Annotated in this window: 23 protein-coding genes; 22 read left to right on the forward strand and 1 reads right to left on the reverse strand. The window is 66.5% G+C overall.

Features of this window, described 5'->3' with window-relative positions; all coding sequences use genetic code 11:
* The 21 genes from AOM45_RS52810 to AOM45_RS12350 form a co-directional block, all read left to right on the forward strand.
* Positions 1-226 (forward strand): hypothetical protein (locus tag AOM45_RS52810; protein ID WP_236703368.1); only part of this gene is annotated, 226 nt, incomplete at its 5' end.
* Between the two features lie 832 nt (positions 227-1,058).
* Positions 1,059-1,448, forward strand: a complete 390-nt coding sequence (locus AOM45_RS12260; RefSeq protein ID WP_156094312.1) for a hypothetical protein — start codon at positions 1,059-1,061, stop codon at positions 1,446-1,448.
* 320 nt (positions 1,449-1,768) lie between these two features.
* A complete protein-coding gene (locus AOM45_RS12265; RefSeq protein WP_169792634.1) occupies positions 1,769-2,584 on the forward strand; it encodes a DUF7178 family protein in 816 nt (271 codons plus the stop codon).
* A 24-nt stretch (positions 2,585-2,608) separates the two neighbouring features.
* On the forward strand, positions 2,609-2,908 hold the full coding sequence (locus AOM45_RS12270; RefSeq protein WP_156094311.1) for a hypothetical protein: 300 nt from the start codon (positions 2,609-2,611) through the stop codon (positions 2,906-2,908).
* 47 nt (positions 2,909-2,955) lie between these two features.
* Positions 2,956-3,264, forward strand: a complete 309-nt coding sequence (locus tag AOM45_RS12275) for a hypothetical protein (RefSeq protein WP_030472519.1) — start codon at positions 2,956-2,958, stop codon at positions 3,262-3,264.
* 195 nt (positions 3,265-3,459) lie between these two features.
* Positions 3,460-4,029 (forward strand): hypothetical protein, encoded by a 570-nt coding sequence (locus AOM45_RS12280; RefSeq protein WP_030472518.1) that lies wholly within the window; start codon positions 3,460-3,462, stop codon positions 4,027-4,029.
* Between the two features lie 56 nt (positions 4,030-4,085).
* A complete protein-coding gene (locus AOM45_RS12285) occupies positions 4,086-4,961 on the forward strand; it encodes a hypothetical protein (RefSeq protein ID WP_030472517.1) in 876 nt (291 codons plus the stop codon).
* Between the two features lie 161 nt (positions 4,962-5,122).
* Positions 5,123-5,710, forward strand: a complete 588-nt coding sequence (locus tag AOM45_RS12290) for a hypothetical protein (RefSeq protein ID WP_030472516.1) — start codon at positions 5,123-5,125, stop codon at positions 5,708-5,710.
* 33 nt (positions 5,711-5,743) lie between these two features.
* Positions 5,744-6,301 (forward strand): hypothetical protein, encoded by a 558-nt coding sequence (locus AOM45_RS12295; RefSeq protein WP_030472515.1) that lies wholly within the window; start codon positions 5,744-5,746, stop codon positions 6,299-6,301.
* Between the two features lie 6 nt (positions 6,302-6,307).
* Complete coding sequence (locus AOM45_RS12300; RefSeq protein WP_051784553.1) at positions 6,308-7,114, forward strand: hypothetical protein; 807 nt, start codon at positions 6,308-6,310, stop codon at positions 7,112-7,114.
* Positions 7,115-7,191: 77 nt separating this feature from the next.
* Positions 7,192-7,575, forward strand: coding sequence for a hypothetical protein (locus tag AOM45_RS12305; protein ID WP_030472513.1), 384 nt, complete (start codon positions 7,192-7,194; stop codon positions 7,573-7,575).
* Positions 7,576-7,691: 116 nt separating this feature from the next.
* Positions 7,692-8,123 carry a hypothetical protein gene (locus AOM45_RS12310; protein WP_030472512.1) on the forward strand — a complete coding sequence of 144 codons (432 nt, stop codon included), beginning with the start codon at positions 7,692-7,694 and terminating at the stop codon, positions 8,121-8,123.
* 240 nt (positions 8,124-8,363) lie between these two features.
* On the forward strand, positions 8,364-9,392 hold the full coding sequence (locus AOM45_RS12315; protein ID WP_162185749.1) for a DUF4365 domain-containing protein: 1,029 nt from the start codon (positions 8,364-8,366) through the stop codon (positions 9,390-9,392).
* A gap of 128 nt (positions 9,393-9,520) precedes the next feature.
* Positions 9,521-9,712, forward strand: coding sequence for a hypothetical protein (locus AOM45_RS12320; RefSeq protein WP_030472510.1), 192 nt, complete (start codon positions 9,521-9,523; stop codon positions 9,710-9,712).
* Between the two features lie 125 nt (positions 9,713-9,837).
* Positions 9,838-10,365, forward strand: a complete 528-nt coding sequence (locus AOM45_RS12325) for a hypothetical protein (RefSeq protein WP_030472509.1) — start codon at positions 9,838-9,840, stop codon at positions 10,363-10,365.
* 59 nt (positions 10,366-10,424) lie between these two features.
* Positions 10,425-10,598, forward strand: a complete 174-nt coding sequence (locus AOM45_RS50770; protein WP_156094309.1) for a hypothetical protein — start codon at positions 10,425-10,427, stop codon at positions 10,596-10,598.
* A 54-nt stretch (positions 10,599-10,652) separates the two neighbouring features.
* Complete coding sequence (locus AOM45_RS12330) at positions 10,653-11,732, forward strand: hypothetical protein (RefSeq protein WP_059362374.1); 1,080 nt, start codon at positions 10,653-10,655, stop codon at positions 11,730-11,732.
* 41 nt (positions 11,733-11,773) lie between these two features.
* Positions 11,774-12,574 (forward strand): DUF8317 domain-containing protein, encoded by an 801-nt coding sequence (locus AOM45_RS12335; protein ID WP_030472507.1) that lies wholly within the window; start codon positions 11,774-11,776, stop codon positions 12,572-12,574.
* A 70-nt stretch (positions 12,575-12,644) separates the two neighbouring features.
* Entirely contained in the window at positions 12,645-13,526 is an 882-nt protein-coding gene (gene dprA / locus AOM45_RS12340; protein ID WP_051784551.1) for a DNA-processing protein DprA, read from the forward strand.
* Complete coding sequence (locus AOM45_RS12345) at positions 13,523-14,308, forward strand: M48 family metallopeptidase (RefSeq protein WP_030472505.1); 786 nt, start codon at positions 13,523-13,525, stop codon at positions 14,306-14,308. Before dprA ends, AOM45_RS12345 begins: the two co-directional genes overlap by 4 nt.
* 180 nt (positions 14,309-14,488) lie before the next feature.
* Entirely contained in the window at positions 14,489-14,767 is a 279-nt protein-coding gene (locus AOM45_RS12350) for a hypothetical protein (protein WP_030472504.1), read from the forward strand.
* Positions 14,768-15,021: 254 nt separating this feature from the next.
* Here AOM45_RS12350 and AOM45_RS52145 read toward each other — a convergent pair whose 3' ends face one another.
* Entirely contained in the window at positions 15,022-15,213 is a 192-nt protein-coding gene (locus AOM45_RS52145) for a hypothetical protein (RefSeq protein ID WP_030472503.1), read from the reverse strand.
* A 42-nt stretch (positions 15,214-15,255) separates the two neighbouring features.
* Here AOM45_RS52145 and AOM45_RS12360 point away from each other — a divergent pair, with 42 nt between their 5' ends.
* A complete protein-coding gene (locus AOM45_RS12360; protein WP_156094308.1) occupies positions 15,256-15,849 on the forward strand; it encodes a hypothetical protein in 594 nt (197 codons plus the stop codon).
* Positions 15,850-16,137 lie beyond the last annotated feature (288 nt).

The following is a 16,137-nucleotide window of genomic DNA, read 5'->3' on the forward strand; positions in this document are numbered from 1 at the left end:
CGTGCGCTGGGCGCCGTCGTGCCGGTCGCTGGTCGCGTGCGCTGGGCGCCGTCGTGCCGGTCGCTGGTCGCGTGCGCTGGGCGCCGTCGTGCCGGTCGCTGGTCGCGTGCGCTGGGCGCCGTCGTGCCGGTCGCTGGTCGCGTGCGCTGGGCGCCGTCGTGCCGGTCGCTGGTCGCGTGCGCTGGGCGCCGTCGTGCCGGCTGTTCCCTTCCTATGCAGTCCCTGAACCAAAGGGTGCGGGTTGGCGCGAGTGTTGATGCCACGTGCACGTGGGGGCTGACCAAGACATTTACAAGATCAGGTCACGGCAAGGTCACGGCAGAGGCCCCTCCTCTTGCGAAGTGTCCTACTTGGATGTCTAATAGACATGTCAGTAGGACAGCAACCAAGGGGGCGACGAGGACCAGGGCACGGCGTCCCTGCGAGTCGATCACCACGGCAACTTTCCTAACGACAACAACCTTAAGTCCCGTATAGCGCGGGCAACGGCTTGGGCCGTGCGGTCAGCAGCGAATCCGTGCAGAGCGGAATGGTGAACGACGCGTAGCCAAACGCTCATTTCCGAGCGGGAATGTGTAGTAACTGCGCTTGCAGCACCATTTGTATAGCTCTTGCTATAGAGCGGAGTAGCGCGCATAAATGGCATGCCTGCCACAGGTGTGTCCCCAAGATAAGTCAATGGTGGTCTAGCACCGAAAAACGTCGCAATGTGTAGGCGTTCGGGGTTGTCTTAGGTGGTTGCCGACATTGGGTTTCTCTGGCTTGAGAGCGTCGCTCTCGCCTGCCCATAGCACGCCAAACCCTTACGGACATGGTTCCTTGCGTTGCGCGCTAGACATAACGGCTTATCCCAACAGTTTAGAGATTCAGGGAATGTGCCATCGGAACGCGCAACCCTCATCACGCGAGTAGTGCCGTATTGCACGGATACGGGATGTGTCCCCTTTGCGGAGATCTCACAACGGTGAGGGTTGCGCGTTTCGGTGCCAGTTCACAACTGGCCTGAATCACTGCCGGTCAATCACTTTTCTCGCACGAAATGGAGTACCGCCATGACTATGACTCTGATCGATTGGTCCGCCCGGATTAGCGCCATGGCGGACGCTTTGTCCGTTCCTGACGGCGGATTTTCCGTCAACCCGAACGACGGTTCCGACATCGGCACGGGCTATGCGGTTGCCGTACACCCGGAACACGAACGCGTTTTCGACGGCCCCGTGACCAGTAACGATCTTCACGAATACATCGGGCAAGCGAAAGACGCTCTTTCGCTGCCCGGTCGCGTTCTCGGCGGATGGCGCGACCCTGCGACCGGTCGCGTCTACTTGGACGTTTCCGTCGTGACCGCAGACCTGTCCGAGGCAATGACGCTCGCGCGGGAAACCGCACAGCTCGCCATTTTCGATTTCTCCGCCATGGAATCAATTCCGGTCACAGTAGCGGCGTGAATCAAAGAGGCAAACCATGAGTGTAGTCATCGTCATGATCAGCGACGGATAAGCGCGGCGTATCGCGTCCGATTGGCACGGCGGCATGTCGTCCGCCCTGTATTCCCTCGCCTCATCGGGCGCGATTGACCTTGACCGTGCGCGGGATGAGATCTCCCGTGAACTGTGGCAATTGGACGTCGGAGAAGTGCGACGCGCATTGCTCGCCCTGGACAAATACGTACGAACGACCGGCGCGCGTCCCGCGCAATCGGGATGGGCCCGCTTGTGGGACGACTCGCCGGCGACCGTGAATCACACCTAAAAGGGACTGAATTGTCATGCCTGCCCCCAGCGATCACCCATGGTTCCGGGCACACCCCGTGAGCCACGAAAACATCGTGTGGCACTGGGAACAGGCCACACCCGACGAAATCGCGCAGGGAATGCGCTGGTATGCCGACGCACACCACGTGGCAACCGCCATCGCGAACGGTGACGCCCATCTCGGCGCCGGAATGCTCGCGATCTACTCGCCCCAGCAAGGATGGATCGGCAACGTCCTTAATGCCGCTCGCGTACTGCGCGAGGGTAAGGGAATCGGCGGGCCCGGTTCCGGAATGTTCGCCACAACCGGGCAGAAACGCGCGGCTGACCGGTTGCTCGACGGTGAGCGGTATGAGGACATCCTGAACGGTCCCAAGATCCGCGACTTTGCCCACCTGATCGAGTTCGGCGGAGATCAGGACCCGAATGACCCGCGCGTGGTGATCGACCGGCACGCGCTGTCAGTGGCGCACGGTCGCGCGCTCACCTCCGAGGAGTACGACTCCGCACCGGTCAACGGGTTCCGCCGCAAGGACGGAACGGTTTCCCGTCGGCAGTACGACCACGTGGTGAGCCTGTACCGCCGTGCCGCGGAGCTGATCTCCGAACGCACGGGAGAACGGGTCTCGGCACACCAGGTGCAGGCCGTGACCTGGCTCGCCCGTCAACGGCTCAACCAGGAAGCCGAACAACGGCGCGGCCCCAACCGACTGGACCGTGGACGCAACCGGGCCCGCGCGAACTCCGAACGCGCGTGGAACGACTTCCGAACCGTCTACCTGCCCCATCTCGCCAATTGCCCCGGCACGGGCTACCAGTCCGCCGCCTAACGCATCACCGAGTGAGGTCTCACGATGACTAACACGCAACGCCATTCGATTCGGATGACCGCTATTCGGATCGGTGATCTTATCTTCCTTGACAGTTTCTCCGGACTCGTCCCGGCCAAGGTGACCGGGTACACCCCGCGCGGCGAAATCGCCGTGCGGGTCACCGCCACGCGCGGCGCCTACCGCCGTGGCGAACACACCACATTCACCCCGAGTGGCTCTGTCCCGCGCGCACACGTCCGCGTGCGTTGCGGACAGTTCCGCATTTTCGGCGCGTGGACCTTTGACGGACTGCGCGACGAATTTCAACCGCGCTGGGCCTGAAACCGGCGCACGTAACCGACCGATCGGCCAACGTCAAGGGAGATCACATGTCCACCGACGCGGACAACGTCGTAGAGCTTCACTTTCAGTACGCCCAAAACGGCTACGTCATGACAGACGACACGTACGGCGAACAGGACGCCGATAGCGCGGTCGCGTTCACGCGCGATGGGTGTGCGTTTGTCGCCTGCGAGCGCGCACCGCGCGGACGTTGGCGTATCGAGTCCACCGACGGCGCGGCTGGTCCGGTGCCGCTGTCCGCCTACCGGTACCGATTTTCGGACCTGGCGGACGCTGCGGAGTACGTCGCCAATAAGTGCGGCGCCACGGTCCGCCGAGTCGATTCCTGGATCTAGCGCAATCGTCCAGCGCATTCCCGAAAATTTCACTGATAGACAGCCGCGTGTCTCGGCGCCCGTTCATGACGGGCGCCGCGCAGCTCTCACCCGCGCGCAACGGTTGCAACGGCTCGGCTTTCCGTTGCGGATTGTTCGACTCATCCGCGCGCACGTCATCACCACTGTTTCCCGAATCAGTAAAGGAGTTCAACCATGTTCGTGTACGGCGTGTCCCTCACCGATATTCACCGCGTCGTACGCGACGCGTCCAGCGCGCTCTACGACGGAAACATCGCCGTGCGCACGGGCGAGGATCGCAGCAACCGCGCCGGCCCCCGCGCGACATTCACTCTCCGCGCAACCGACACGGCCGGTTGTGGCGCCAAGGGGAGCGCATCCGCGTTCGGCAAGGGCACCGGCCCGAACGGCAGGCGCCGCACGATTTCCGCGTGCTGGCACGCCCATTACGACGTGTTGGCCGAGTTGTTCGCCCGATTCCCGGCCGCTCGCGTGGTTACCGCGATTGCCACCTATACCGCGCCCACGTTCCGTGACCGCGCGCTGGCCACCGCGTCCCGGAACGTCGGAAGCCAGTTGTACCCGGTCACCGCGCCGGACTGCTGCGAATGCGACCACACCGACTACGTCAACACCTTCGACCACACCGACCGCGCCGACTACGTCGACGACTTCGACTGGATGCCCTCCGGCGACGCGATGCGCCCGAACACCGACGTCGACTACTTCCTTGATCAGCTCGACCGCGTGCTCGCCGAACAGTGACCCCCTTTCCCATCACGCACATTCACGCAATTCGACCGACGAAAGCGAGCACCACGATGACCACCGACCACCCGACCACGCTGGACGCACTGCGCGCGGAACTCGACCGGGAACGCGCACGGGCCGACTCCCTGGAGACGGTGAACCGCGTGCAGGCCGCGAGCCTCTCCGGCCTGGCCAGGCTCGCGGCGGAGCTCCGCTGCCAGGTGGCCGACCTGCACGACGACGCGCTGAGCTCGCGACCGATGCCGGTGCAGGGCCTGCGCAGCGTCACCGGCCGCATGAACGGCTTGGCCGACACCTTGAGCCGCGCGGCACGCGGCTACTCCGGCGTCCGGACCACGGACATGATCTACCCGACCATTGACGACGATCTCCGCGCACACGGGTGGACGCCCCGACCGGACCGGGGCCTGGACGGCGTGCTGCCACCGATCCCGATCACCGAACTGGGCGACCGGCGCGGCTATGCGCGCGGCTGGCATCGCGGCCCGCAGTGGATCACGTTGTGGTTCACCGGCCCGTGCGCGCTGGCCTACTCGGACAGCAGCGACCACGGCCGGCTCACCGACGTCGACACCGTGCGCGCCGTGATCACCTCCCGCCGACCGCTGTCCGCGGACGCACTGGCCGAATGGGGCGCGGCCCGGCAGAAGGCCCACACGGTGCCGTTCGACGCCCCGTACGTCCGGGTGTTCGCGCACCTGCGGTCATCCTGGGGCGGGGGCCTGATCGTCGATGATCGGTGCGACCAACACGGCGCCCCCGCGCCCGACGGGCCCGGTCAGCGCTCCGTGTGGGCCTGCCCGAGCGACCCCGATTTCCGGCTCTACGTCTGGGGAATCGGCAACGAACCGGCCCACGTCCGCTACTGGGCCGGTCCCGTGGTCGACATGGCCCACCTGGTCCAGATCACCGGCCACTGCCGCTGACCTCCGTCTCTCTCCTTTCCCACCGGTCGGCCGTCCCCGTCGACGGTCGACCGGCGCCCCGTTGATCACCTCCGGCCGTTCAAGCCGCCTCCGTGGCCGAACGGCCGGCCTACGCCTTCCCCGATTCCGCCCATTACCGGCCTGAAGGGACCGATACCGCCATGACCACCTCCTCTACCGCCCTCGTGGCGGACGTCCTCGACTGCGGCCACCCGCCCACCCCGGACCCCAGCGGGATCGGCACCGGCCGCGCCATCGACTCGACCACCGGCGCCACGAGCTGCTACCCGTGCTCGGACGAACACGAACGCCACGCGATGACCCGCGCGAACACCTTCGTCGCCTACGTGTCCTCGACCGGTGACGCGCTGACTACCTGGCCCGGCGGGCACCTGGCCACGATCGACCCCGCCGACGCCCACCAGATCGGCCGGCGCACCTACACCCCCTCCGGCGGACGGTGGACCCGCTACGTCTGGCACGCCACCGACATCGACGGAGGCCGCTGGACCGGCGTCAACGGCGGCCCTGGCCTCGTCATCCGCGTCCACCGGCTGCGCGTGTGCACCTGGCAAACCGAGTTCGGCAACGGCCGCACGCCGCGCTACTGCCACCGCCGCGCCACCCACGCCGGCCAGGGCGGCGCCTTCGACCTCTACTGCCGCACCCACGCCCGCCAGGTCCTCGACCTCTACGGCTGGACCACCACCGCCCTGCCACCCCACGCACTCGCCCAGACCCGCGCGTGAAACCGCGCCACCGCACCGAAAGGGGAGTCCCTCGTGTTCGTGAAGTTCTACGACCGCCTCGACCTGTCACGTGCCCGCCTGGACGACGTGCTCACCGTGCCCGCCAACCGCGCCAAGGCGCTCGACGTGGCACGGGAGCGCCACCTGCCGCGCCAGTCGCTCACCCGCGCGACCAACCGCATGGGCTTCTGGGTCTACGTCTTCCAACTCGGCGCCGACGTCCAGCTCGGCACGGTCACGCTGGCCGGCGCCGAGCCCGGACCCGAGCACGTGGTCACGCTGCCGGTCCGCCAGCTCGACCACTACACCACCCCCGGCATGCCGTTGCCCGAAATGGCCGGGTTGCTGGCCGCGGTCGCCGAGGACTACCCACCCACCGCGCTGACCGCGCTGCTGGCCGACAGCCTCACCAAGGTCATCGACCTGTGGGCCGACGCCCGCCGCAACGGCCGGACCGCGATCGACATCCGCGACCTCGACCGCGCCGTCACCAGCGAACTCGCCCCCGCCGTCCGCGCCTGGCGCACCGGCGACGCCTTCCCACGCCCTCGCCTGGCCGACACGGCCTGGCCCGAACCCGTTCCGAGGTGAACCACCATGCCCATCGACGACCCCACGACCGCAACCCCGTCCGAGATCGACGAAGAACTCGCCCAGCTCGGCATCGAGCACGCCAAGGCCCAGGACGCCCTCGACAAGCTCACCGCCCGCGTCCAGCGCTTGGTGAACGACGGCATGGCCGAGTACGCGACCGAGTCGCAGCCCCGGATCGAGCAGGCCCGCCAGACCATCGCCGAGTGCGAGGCCGCCGCGCGCCCCCTCGATGCGGAGTTCGAACGCCGAGGCGGCTGGACCCGCGCCTGGCTTGTCCTCAACACCGGCGGCCACGTCCACCGCACCATGGAGTGCCGCACCTGCTTCCCGTCCACCCGCTTCGCCTGGCTCACCCAGTTCTCCGGGCACGACGAGACCGAGATCGTCGAGCAGGCCGGCAAGGCCGCGTGCACCGAGTGCTACCCCAGCGCGCCGGTCGACGTCCGCAATCGGCCCAGCCGGATCAAGACCCCGGAGCAACTCGCGCGGGAAGCGGAGAAGACCGAACGCGCGAAAGCCAAAGCCGCCAAAGCGATCACCGCACCCGACGGAACCCCCTTGCACACCAAGGGCTACGGGCAGATCGACACCGAGTTCACGGCCCGCCGCTCCTACGCGGACGCCTTGGCCTACGCCCGGTACCTGACCAGGGCAAGCATCGCCCACCATCGGGACACCATCGCCGCGTACCAAGAGGACGCACGGCTCATCCTGGCCGCCCTGGCTGCAAAGCATGACCGGACCGAGGACGACCTGCGCGCCGAACTGGCGCCCAAGGTCGAAGCCAGGTGGAAGCGCGAATACAAGTAGCGCCGCCACCTGCCGCCTGCGTCCGGCCACGTCCCCTTCCCGCGCACCCATCCGCTTCCCACGAAAGGGTCCAACCGATGATTCTGGTCGAAACGCTGGAAGACCTGGTGCACAACTACCTCGAAAATCCCGCTCGGCCCGGCTCGGCCGTCGGCAAGGTCAACGCGCAAGACCTGGTCAGCCACGTCGTGCAACACCTCGCCGAGCGCGGAGTCGACGTGGGATTTCAGGACGGCTCACGCCTCACCGTATCGGGCTGCACGCCCCAGCGGCCCGAGCCCGAGCGACACCGACTTCCCTTGGTACTCCAGGAAAACGACGACGGGCACGTCCGCATCTACTGCGACGGCCGCGACTGCGTCTGGTCCTGGCCGCTCTACCAGCACACGAGCGCGCAGACCAACGGCGACACGATCACCAACGCCGTCGAGCACGCCCGCCGGCGACACCGCCACTCCTGACCACTCCCTCAACCAGCAACGCAACATCGGCGCGATGCCCTCCCCAGCACCAACTCGCCACGGGGAGGGCATCGCGCTGCATGGGCTGATACACATCCGAAGGAGCTCTAACCGCCATGACTACCAACGACATTCACGATGCCCGGCAACTCATCGCCGAGATCGACGTCCCCACGGAACGCCCGCGCTGGGCTTGGTGGGCCCCCGGTGACGCCACCCGGTACCACGCCACGCTGATCAACGCAGCACCCAGCGCCAGCATGATCGGTACCGCGCCCGGCGCCACCTTCCGCGCTCTCGTGATCACGATCGACCTGTTCACCTTACGTCCCACCTCGATCGTGATCCCGCGGCCCAATGCCGACCTAGACCGTTACACCGCCGAGGAATGGCTCTTCCGGCGGCTTCCTGGTGGCTGGTGGGCCGGTATCCGGCCGCTGCTGGCCGCACTGGGCTGGACGCCCACGACCGACCGCGACACCAACTACCGCAGCACGGACCACCGCGACATCACCACGGCACAGTGCAACCCAGACGCCGATCGCTAGGACCAGGAACCCGCGGGTTGCCTCCGGCCACACGGCCGGGACCATTCCACAAGCCAGCGGCTGCGTTCGAGCACCAATGATCAGCTATAGCAGCCCGCCGGAGCGGACGTCTTGGCTGCTGCCTGGTCGGCATCGTCGATGCAGCGCATGGTGGCGGTGAGTCGGGTCGGTGCCGCGGGTCGCCGAGTCGCCCTTGACCACGTACACCTCCCACGGCTCCCCGCGCGGTACCGTTTGTTCATGGGGCCAGCGTCGGACAGGGTCGGACGGTCAGGCGTTCATGGAGTCGCGTCCATCGTCCTGGACGGGCTGGGATGGAAGTTTCGTGAGCACCACGAGTCGGACTGGGGAGTCGACGCGATCATCGAGATTGCCGACAACGACCAGCCAACGGGGCGCCTGATCGCTCTGCAAATCAAGGCCGGCGACGCGCGTACAGCTGACCTTCGTCGAGCTGGGCACTGGACTCTGTACGGCCACAAGCACCACCTAGCCCGCTGGCTTGAATACTCCATCCCCGTCCTGATCGTGCTCTACGACCGCACGCGAAAGACTGCGCACTGGCAGCACGTCAACGACAAGACCGCTGTGTGGACGCCACGCGGATTCAAGATCGACATCCCTGACGGCCAACGCCTGGACGCCTCGGCAGCCGAGACGATCCGCGCCATCACCGATCGTTGGGTACCGCACCGCGGCAGCCAACGATCCCGTGCGCTGCAGACCATAGCGATGTGCGGTGTCGCGGGCGTGCCGGTGCTGCCCACGGAACAACTCTGGCAACTGTTCATGGGCGAAGCGGCGAACCCGTCGCGCAGTGGAGCTTCGGCCGTCCGAACGTATCGACTGCCGTTGACCGGTGATGCGCCTGCGGTCGCGTCGGTCAACGAGAGCCCAGAGAGCGCTGTCACTCTTGACATGGACAAGCTCCGAGGCATTTGGAGCGTGCCAGCCGACACGACCGTTTATGTCTGCGAAAACGGCATGGTGCTCGACACAGCCGTTGCTCAGCTTGGCGCCAACTGCCAACCGATCGTGTTGCTGAACGGGTTTCCTACCCTTGCTGTCGAGTACCTTTTGATCGGCCTCGGTGCCTGTGGCGCACGGCTGCGGGTCCACGTCGATCACGACTCGACCGGACATCGCATCGCGGACTCCTTGTTCATGCGCAGCGTTCGCTTCGAACAGTGGTGCCCGCACGGATTGGTTGGCAACGCGAGGTTTGAGGAAGACTGCCTCCCGCAGATGCTCGGTGAACTCGCCGACTGACGCTCCGGCGGGAAACATCGTGCTATAGCGCGAGAAGGACGAAGCTGCCAACTGTGGCGACATCGTGCGGTCCCTCGCACCCTCCACGCCCTCGGTCGGCGAGGAGATCCACGCTCGGCGCCGGCACGTTGTTCACCGACACCGATGCTGATCTCGGTGTACCTACCGCCGTCGGCCTCGCGCCGGACGACGACCGGGACACCGACTGGCTCGACCCGCGCGCCTTGTACCGCTGCCACAACCAAACCGTGCGGCTCGAAGTCCGCATCGGCAGCCACACCAACGGGTGCGCACGCGACACCACGTCACGCGCCGCCTGACAGCCCGGCAGCCGAACTCGACGCGGGCAAGTCGCCTGGCCGTCATTCACCCACCTTCAGCGTCGCGCACGGGCCTTCGCGTGCGTGCGCGACGCCATAAACCCATGGAGACAGGAGAAAGGATCATGAACGACGTCATCGTGCCCCCGATCCCGTTGTCGCTACAGCACCTCCCGACCGTGGGCGGACTGGTCGTGCCCTGGATCACGCCCCGCATGGCCGACGGTCGATACCTGTTCGGCTCGGTCGACCGCGATCGGATGGGCCGCGCCTTGGTCAACCGGTGGTGCGGAGTGTGCGGCCGGCCGCTGGAGCACCGCGCCGTGCTGATGATGCGACTGTCCGACCTACCACGGCAGTGCACGAGCGAGCCAGCGCTACACCCGTGGTGCGCCGCGTACACCAGCGAGTCCTGCCCGATGATCGGCGGACGCCTGGATCACTACCGCTCGTCCCTACCTCGGCTGGACACGAACATGCTGTCGGCGCCCGACGCGTCGGCCCGCCGAGGCGCTGCTGCCGAACCGTGGTTCGCCGTGTGGCTCGCTGGCTATCGAGTCGTCACCGACCACGGCAACCTCGCCGCCTCCTACGCCGGCGCGCGGCCTCTGCGTATCCGGCCCATCACCTGGCGCCTGCCGAACATCTTCTAGTTTCGCAGGCGATCCACGCGGATCGCCTGCCCGGCAACGACATCGCCACGGAGGACAACATGCAAAGGAGGACACGAACAACCGCCGAACCCCTCGACCTGATGCCCTATGTCTGGTCGTACGGGATGGGCGCGGAATCAACAGCCGGAATCCTCTGCATGCTCACCGACCCGACTGCTCGACCTGACACGATCGCGTCGGACTTCTCGAACCTGGTCGTCGTCATCGCCTAGACCGGAGACGAGTGGAGCACAGCCGGAAGACTGGTCCAGCACTACATTCTTCCCTTGCTCCGCAAGCACAACATTCGCCTGGTCGAAGTCGCCCGCAAGGGCCCGACCAAAAAGGATGGTGTCGCTGTACTTCAGGACACCCGGCAGCCGTGTCGGCTGCACCTCGACGGGGTGTACAAGCTTTCCCGCGAGAACCGCGTCACCGGCACCATGCCGCAGCTCGGCGGAGTCCGCAAGTGCAGCCAGAAGGCGAAGGGTGCACCGCAGGATGCGTGGCGTGCCAACGAGTTCGGTGACCGGCCCTACATCCATGCGATCGGTTTCAACGTCCACGAGGGAACCAGGATCACGCGCGACTCCGCGTATTCCATGGGCGGACAACGCATCCCGACGTACCCGATCTACGAGTGGGGATGGAGCCGACAGGACTGCCTTGACTACCTGTACCGCAAACTCGGCGTAGCGTGGCCGAAAAGTTGCTGCCGACACTGTCCATACGCTGGCAACAAATCCGGCTGGCCCGAGCAACTCGCACGGTTCGCCGCGCTGCCAACCGAAGCGGCGCAGCACATCATCGACGAGTACGTGTGTCTGGCGCTCAACCCTCGATCGGGACTGTTCGGGCCCGGCAAGTCACTGATCACCCGACTGCGCCGTGACCAGGTGACCGAGCCCATCGCCCTTGCCGTCGCCCGGATGAAGACGATGCCGTGGACGATCTACCGCGTGCGCCGGCTCTACTACGCGCCGGCCAACGCTGCCCGGTCCGTGGACAGCGTCCTGCTCGGTGGACACCGCACCGTCCACACCGCGCTGACCGAAGTCAGCCGGCTCGTCGACATCCCGCTGACGAACAACGAGGAGATCGCTGGAGCACCGGCCCGCGATGGCGATCGTGATACCCACCGCCGGCTGTGGCTCCGCAGGCGCGGTGACGGGACCTATCCAACCCAGGAAAAGTTCTACACGGTCGCGCCCGCCCAGGCACAGGACAAGGAGCTCGACAGCTTCGCCGACGCCTGGACCGACCACACCGACGAGGCACTGGCCCGGCTGGAACGCCGCGTCGACACGGCCGTTGCCGTTGTGCAGCAAGCCCTCGTCGAGGGCCAGGGCCGCAGCAACGCGGCCTGAACCACTCACCGAAGTTTCCGCTCTCTTGAAGGGATACCGCCATGTCTCGGTTCGACCTGCAGCCTGCGCACATCGACGGACTCGTCAACGCCGGACTGCAATTCGGCCTGATCGACGTCTTCGACGATCTCACCCCGGTCGGCCAGATGCTGCTCCAGCAGCACCAACCTCACCGCGACATCGAGCAGGACGACGGTAAGCCGCCGGACTACGTCGCGACGGTGACCGACCGCGTGCTGCATCCGATCGCTGTGCTGTGCCTGTTGGAGTGCTACGAGTACCAGACCAGCGGAACGATCGGCTGGCGCACCAGCCAGGCGTACGCCTGGACACAGCGTCTGCGTGAGACGGTGCTGACCCGGCTGCCCGCCGAGGCCAAAGCCACTGTGCGCCATGGCGCCGACAAAGTCCCGGCCTACCGGCTTCTTGCGGCGTACACCGAGACACCCTGGGGCATCACGGAACTCGACCAGATCTCGGAACTCGGGGACGGCGTCATCGCGGTTCCGGTCATCCGCAAGGGACTGCGCGCGGAGATCCTGACCGGCCCGATCCACTGCCCGAACAAAGGTCTGTCCTCCCGCGTCCGCTACGTGACCATCCTCGGCGTCGGGGAGGACCGGAGCCTGCCCGCCTTCGCCCGGATCTCCGAACCCTCGGACGACGCCCCAGGCGTCTACCTGCTGTTCCAGTACGGCCGCTTCGTTGCGCGCCCGGCCGATGCCCCGCCCGGCAAGTGGTTCATGGCCTCCGGTGCTCACATCCACACCGGCGATTCCCGCTGGCGCGAGCTGATCGGTCACCGGCTGCCGATCCCACTGCACGACCGCACCGAGCCCTAACCAGACCAGCGCCGGTCAAGGCTCGGAACCTCCCCGACTCATCAATCCCAACACATCCAGGAGTGTGACCATGCCTTCACGCGATGAACTGCACGCCAGGCTGTTCCTGCTGCGCGCAGCCGAACCACCAGCACCCGCCATCCACCAGTACGTCGCCGTCCACGGGCCGGTCGACGCCGTCGCGCGCATCCGGCACGGCACCGCCCCCGCCGCCGTCCTCAGCGAGATCACCCGGCCCGAGGCCGAGATCGATAACGACCTACGAGCCCTCGACGGCGGCACGGCGCGCCTGCTCACACCCGAAGACGACGACTGGCCATTCGGCCGGCTGACCAGCCTGGCGGCCAGCCACGGCGTACCGCTCGCGCTCTGGGTGCGCGGCAGCGGCTCGTTGGCCGAGCTCACCACGCCAGCAGTCACGGTCACGGGCTCACGTGCGTCCTCGGCGTACGGAAACACGGTCGCCGCGGACCTCGGCTACGAGCTCGCCCGCGCCGGAGTGACCGTCGTCAGCGGCGGCGGCCTCGGCGTGGACGAGGAGGCGCACCGCAGCACGCTGGCTGCTGACGGTCGGACGATCGTTGTGCTCGCCAACGGTGTCGACCGGACCCATCCGCACCAGCACGCTCGGCTCTACCAGACCGTGATCGAGCAGGGCGGATTGCTGGTCAGCGAGTACCCGATCGGCACACCACCGGCCCGCATCCGGTTCCACGCACGGTGCCGCCTGCTGGCTGCTCTCGCCGCGGCGACCGTCATCGTCGAGGCAGGACAGCGCAGCGGTGCCCTCGCCGTCGCCCGTGCCGCTGGAGAACTCGGCCGCCGGGTTTACGGCGTGCCGGGCTCGATCCACTCCGTGACGTCGAAGGGCGTGAACGAGTTGCTGCGCACCGGCGCGGCGACGGTGGCCAGCTCGGTCGAGCACATCAACTACCAGGAGGGAGTGCGATGACCGGCCCTGACGCCTTCCGGGCCGCCCTGGCCGCCCTCGACCTGCCGCCCGAGTGGCAGGTCGAGGTGGCCATCCGTCCACGACGGCGCAAGACCGGCATTCAGGTCAATCCAGGAGGCGGTGTCGCCGTGCTGATCCCGCCGACGGTCGCCCCGGAGCAGGTTGCGCGGTTTGTCGGCAGCCACCGTCGATGGATCGCCGAGAAGGTCGAGAGCGCCACGCGGTTGGCCCCGGATCACGCGGTCAAGGAGTTCGTCGACGGCGAGGAGTTCGACCTGCTCGGCCAGCGTTACCGGCTCCAGCTCGTCGATGCGGCGCCCGCGGGCGCCGCACAGCTGCCTCTGATCACGGCCGACGGAGTCCTGTCCGTGCGGAGACAGCGGCCAGAGCTGGTCCGCCGGGCGGTGATCGGGCTGTACCAGCTGGTCGGGCTCGCCTGGTTGCGCCGCGAGGGACGCCAGTACGAACTGGACGGCCACGTCATCGGCCTGAGCTACGCGGTTCGCGATCTCGGACGGCGCCGCTGGGGCAACTACGAGGAACCGCCGAAGCACACGACCACGCTGCACTGGGCCGTGTTCGGCCTGCCGATGCAACTCATCCAGTACGGGCTCGCACACGAACAGGCTCACGCCACCCAGCCCGACGGACGCCCACACGGACGCGCCTGGCAACGGCGCATGAACCTGTGGATGCCCGACTGGCGGCAGCGTCAGGCCGAGCTTGCCGAAGTCGGCCGTCACTGCTGGCTCGGGGACTACAAGGAGCGTGCGGGTGGCTAGGTCATCGCTCCTGACTTCCAGCCTTGTCGCAAGCATCAGCGAGGGCGACGTCAGCCTTATCCGACGTCGCCCTCGCTATGTCCTCACAGAGGGGAATGATAGACATGTGTGATAGACATACCCAGAACACGCCGTGTCGTCGCGTACGACACAACGACGACACGCGAGAGAGGCTCCCTGATGAGCGACCCCGAGGAAGTCCTTCAGCTTCGGGCCAGCCGGGCCGAGGTCGAGGGGATCAAGAAGGAACTGGAAGCCGCCCGCACTCAGCAGGCCGAACTTGAAGAGAAGATCAACGGGCTGCTCGCAAAGCAGCGAGAGGCCCGTAAGAAGCGCCGCAAGGCTGTGCTCGCCGCGGACGCTGCCGGAGTGCCTCGTTTGCGGATTTCCAAGGAAGTCGGCATGCAGCGCAGCAACGTCTACAAACTGCTCGAAGGCGACGACAGCGACGAATCCTAGGTGCCGTTGGCGCCCAGCCGAATCCCGTGGCAGGGGAGAGAACGGCAGCACCGTCGCGCAGCAGGAGTCACATCATGAGCAAGGACCAGTGGCCGACCTCCGACCACTGGGCGGAACTGTTGGAACCAGATGTGCCACAGCTCCCGATCTGCCGCAGCCTCACGCCGAGCCGGAACCCGGTGACGTCCAAGCGCTCGTCCAGACTGTCCACGATCAACTGCGGCCAGTTGATCACGATCGAGCGGAGCCGGGGTCTAAGCGCCGCAACAACTCCGGATGCATGCAGGACAGCGTTGTTCGCCCTCGTAGTAGGCGTCCAGCAGTTCGAGTTCAGGGAGCTGCGCGTTGTGCAGCCGCGCGAGACGGGTCACCCACTGCTCGGGCGACAACGTGAACTTCGTGGTGATGGCCAACGGGACCACCACCAGCGAAGTCAGGGCGTGCACGCCCGTGGCTATGGTTGATCGATGGGTGGAGCGTCAGCGCCGTTGTGGGTCACGATCATGCTCGGCGTTCTCGCTGTGATCGGCACAGTCGGCGGAGCATGGGGCGGACAGGTCATCGCGGCACGCCGTGACGACCGCAGATGGGAGCGGGAGCAAGCTCGCGAAGACCTGCGATGGCGTCGGGACCAACACTTACGTGCGGTACAACTCGATCACGACGCTCGGATGCAGTGGCGGGAGCAGCGTCTCCAGGCGTTCACCGAGATGGTCAGCGCAGCGGCCGCTTGGACGAATCTCGTCGCGTTACACCGTCACTCCATTCTTAAAGAGGGACTGTCTGTCGATCGCTTCAACCTGCTGCACGACGCCTTCAAGGCGGTAGGACATGCGTGGTCCAGCGTTGAACTCGTCGGCTCCGAGAAGGTACTAGCTCGCGCCCGGTCACTCTTCAAGATCGTGCAGGAGGAGTTCTTCGCAGTACTGCAAGAAGATCTCGACTTGCTCGATCAGCGTGACCGTAAGTCGGTCCTCTCAGGGATCGAGGAGCTAAAGGCGGTGTTCCGGCACGACCTGGGAGTACGCTGCAGCGACACCGAACCGGTTAGCCGAGAACGACCATTCGAGACGACTTCTTGAGCTCGCTCGGGCTTGTCCGGCCGGATGGGATCGGGTTCGCCGGGCGGGTGGCGGATCTCCACGGAGTCGAAGCAGTATTCGGCGACGGGGGTGCCGTGGGCGACCAAGCGGGCCAGCGCTCCACACACCACCAGGTACGCGTCCACATCCCAGGCTGTGAGCACCCCGCGTTCCTCCAGGTCGGGGCGAGGCGCTGCCAGATGGTACGTGCGTCCTCGGATACCCAGTCTGGGCAGCGGACATCGTCGTCTGGTGGTTCGGATTCGTCGACGTTGATCAGGTCGGCAC

This window comes from Lentzea aerocolonigenes (assembly GCF_000974445.1).
Lineage (GTDB): Bacteria > Actinomycetota > Actinomycetes > Mycobacteriales > Pseudonocardiaceae > Lentzea > Lentzea aerocolonigenes.